The 3,469-nt window shown below is 46.8% G+C and carries 1 tRNA gene and 2 rRNA genes; all 3 read left to right on the top strand.

Annotation, left to right across the window (positions count from 1 at the left end):
• Positions 1-3 precede the first annotated feature (3 nt).
• Positions 4-77: transfer RNA gene (locus tag GFJ99_RS12980), tRNA-Ala, on the top strand.
• 192 nt (positions 78-269) lie between these two features.
• Positions 270-3,151, top strand: a 23S ribosomal RNA gene (locus GFJ99_RS12975).
• A gap of 146 nt (positions 3,152-3,297) precedes the next feature.
• Positions 3,298-3,407: ribosomal RNA gene (gene rrf, locus GFJ99_RS12970) — 5S ribosomal RNA — on the top strand.
• Positions 3,408-3,469: the final 62 nt, after the last annotated feature.

Here is a 3,469-nt window from a genome sequence, read left to right as displayed (position 1 = left end):
ATTGGGGGATTAGCTCAGCTGGCTAGAGCGCCTGCCTTGCACGCAGGAGGTCATCGGTTCGACTCCGATATTCTCCACAAGATAGTATCAAGAAGATAGTATCAAGTATCAAGACGCAAGTCTTAATTCTTAATACAAAAATCTTAATACTTTTAAAGTTCATTGACATATTGAGATAAAAATATTTAAAAAGTAGAAAGTACAGTAGATGCGTGATTTATCATGTATTTATAAAGAAAGTCCTAGTTTTATTTATAAAATTAGGCGGCACATAAGCAAAATAAGGGCGTATGGGGGATGCCTAGGCTCTCAGAGGCGATGAAAGGCGTGATAAGCTGCGAAAAGCTACGGGGATTGGCACACACGAATTGATCCGTAGATACCTGAATGGGGCAACCCGGCATGTTGAAGACATGTCACTCCGATAGGAGAGCAAACCCGCTGAACTGAAACATCTAAGTAGGCGGAGGAGAAGAAAACAAAAGTGATTCCGTAAGTAGTGGCGAGCGAACGCGGATTAGCCCAAACCAATGTTGTTACGGCAATGTTGGGGTTGTAGGACCACGACATTCTATGCGGATTGAACCGGAATTACCTGGAAAGGTAAACCAAAGAGGGTGATAGTCCTGTATGGGTAAGAGAAGATATAGATAGTGGTATCCTGAGTAGCGCGGGGCACGTGAAACCCTGTGTGAATTTGGCGGGACCATCCGCTAAGGCTAAATACTCCTGAGAGACCGATAGTGAACCAGTACCGTGAGGGAAAGGTGAAAAGAACCGTGAATAACGGAGTGAAATAGATCCTGAAACCATACGCTTACAAGCGGTCGGAGCCCTTTCGTGGGGTGACGGCGTGCCTTTTGCATAATGAGCCTACGAGTTACCGTTGCTGGCAAGGATAAGTACTTATGGTATGGATCCGTAGCGAAAGCGAGTCTGAATAGGGCGCTTTAGTCAGTAATGGTAGACGCGAAACCGTGTGATCTACCCATGGGCAGGATGAAGCTGTGGTAACACATAGTGGAGGTCCGAACCGGTTGACGTTGAAAAGTCTTCGGATGACCTGTGGGTAGGGGTGAAAGGCCAATCAAACTCGGAAATAGCTCGTACTCCCCGAAATGCATTTAGGTGCAGCGCTGGGTATAAGTTATATAGAGGTAGAGCTACTGATTGGATGCGGGGGCTTCATCGCCTACCAATTCCTGACAAACTCCGAATGCTATATAATGTTTACCAGCAGTGAGGGCATGGGTGCTAAGGTCCATGTCCGAGAGGGAAAGAACCCAGACCATCAGCTAAGGTCCCCAAATATATGCTAAGTTGAAATAACGAGGTTTGTCTGCCCAGACAGCTAGGATGTTGGCTTGGAAGCAGCCATTCATTTAAAGAGTGCGTAACAGCTCACTAGTCGAGCGGACGAGCATGGATAATAATCGGGCATAAGCATATTACCGAAGCTATGGATTTACGTTTTACGTAAGTGGTAGGGGAGCATTCTAAACTGGGTCGAAGGTGTGATGTGAGTCATGCTGGACTGTTTAGAAAAGAAAATGTAGGCATAAGTAACGATAATGCGGGCGAGAAACCCGCACACCGAAAAACTAAGGTTTCCACAGCTATGCTAATCAGCTGTGGGTTAGTCTGGTCCTAAGGCGAACCCGAAAGGGACAGTCGATGGCCAACGGGTTAATATTCCCGTACTACTTATAATTGTGATGGAGAGACGCAGTGGTGAAAGTACCGCGAACTGACGGAATAGTTCGTTAAAGCACTTAGCTATAGGCCCGGTAGGCAAATCCGCTGGGACTGGTGAAATGCGATAGTACACGGAGTCTTCGGACAAAGTGATAGTGTACCTAAAGGCTGCCAAGAAAATCTTCTAAACTTAGATTATAAGTACCAGTACCGTAAACCGACACAGGTAGTTGAGGAGAGAATCCTAAGGTGCTCGAGAGATTCATGGCTAAGGAATTAGGCAAAATAGACCTGTAACTTCGGGAGAAAGGTCGCCAGCAGCAATGCTGGCCGCAGTGAAAAGATCCAGGCGACTGTTTATCAAAAACACAGGGCTCTGCAAAATCGTAAGATGAAGTATAGGGCCTGACACCTGCCCGGTGCTTGAAGGTTAAGTGGAGATGTTATCTTCGGAGAAGCATTGAAATGAAGCCCAAGTAAACGGCGGCCGTAACTATAACGGTCCTAAGGTAGCGAAATTCCTTGTCGGGTAAGTTCCGACCTGCACGAATGGTGTAACGATCTGGATACTGTCTCAGCCATGAGCTCGGTGAAATTGTAGTAGCGGTGAAGATGCCGCTTACCCGCAGTGGGACGAAAAGACCCTGTGCACCTTTACTATAGCTTAATATTGACCTTGGACACGTGATGTGTAGGATAGGTGGGAGACTATGAAGTGGCGTCGCTAGGCGTTGTGGAGTCATTGTTGAAATACCACCCTTTGCTTGTCTGAGGCCTAACCCCGTATAACGGGGGACATTGTTTGGTGGGTAGTTTGACTGGGGTGGTCGCCTCCAAAAGAGTAACGGAGGCTTCTAAAGGTTCCCTCAGCACGCTTGGTAACCGTGCGTAGAGTGCAATGGCATAAGGGAGCTTGACTGAGAGACATACAGGTCGATCAGGTACGAAAGTAGAGCATAGTGATCCGGTGGTTCCGCATGGAAGGGCCATCGCTCAAAGGATAAAAGGTACGCCGGGGATAACAGGCTGATCTCCCCCAAGAGCTCATATCGACGGGGGGGTTTGGCACCTCGATGTCGGCTCGTCACATCCTGGGGCTGGAGAAGGTCCCAAGGGTTGGGCTGTTCGCCCATTAAAGTGGCACGCGAGCTGGGTTCAGAACGTCGTGAGACAGTTCGGTCTCTATCTACTGTGGGCGTTAGAAATTTGAGTGGATCTGATTCTAGTACGAGAGGACCGAATTGGACTAACCGCTGGTGTATCTGTTGTTCCGCCAGGAGCACTGCAGAGTAGCTACGTTGGGAAGGGATAAGCGCTGAAAGCATATAAGCGCGAAACCCACCACAAGATGAGATTTCTTTTAAGGGTCCTAGAAGATGACTAGGTCGATAGGCTATAGATGTAAAGGCAGTAATGTCATAGTCGAGTAGTACTAATAACCCGTTAGCTTATGTATAAATCTGCGTCCGCCGAGGCGGACGCAGAGAAACTTTCTTTAAATTTATTTATCTCAGTATGTTAAGATATTGTCCAATTGATAATTAACAATTTATAATTGATAATTAACTTTGGAAATAATTGTCCAAAGCAATTATAACCTCTTAAGGTGGTTATTGCGTCGGGGCTCACCTCTTCCCATTCCGAACAGAGAAGTTAAGCCCGATTGCGCAGATGGTACTGCAGTTATGTGGGAGAGTATGTCGCCGCCTTTCTTTTGAAAAGCCTGTCTAATTTAGACAGGCTTTTTTGTTTTCAATATATCGTCTCGATGGGA

This window comes from Flavobacterium sp. LMO6, assembly GCF_009495795.1.
Classification (GTDB): Bacteria; Bacteroidota; Bacteroidia; order Flavobacteriales; family Flavobacteriaceae; genus Flavobacterium.
The sequence above is the reverse complement of the archived record's forward strand: the minus strand, read 5'-3'. Positions and strand labels throughout refer to the sequence as shown.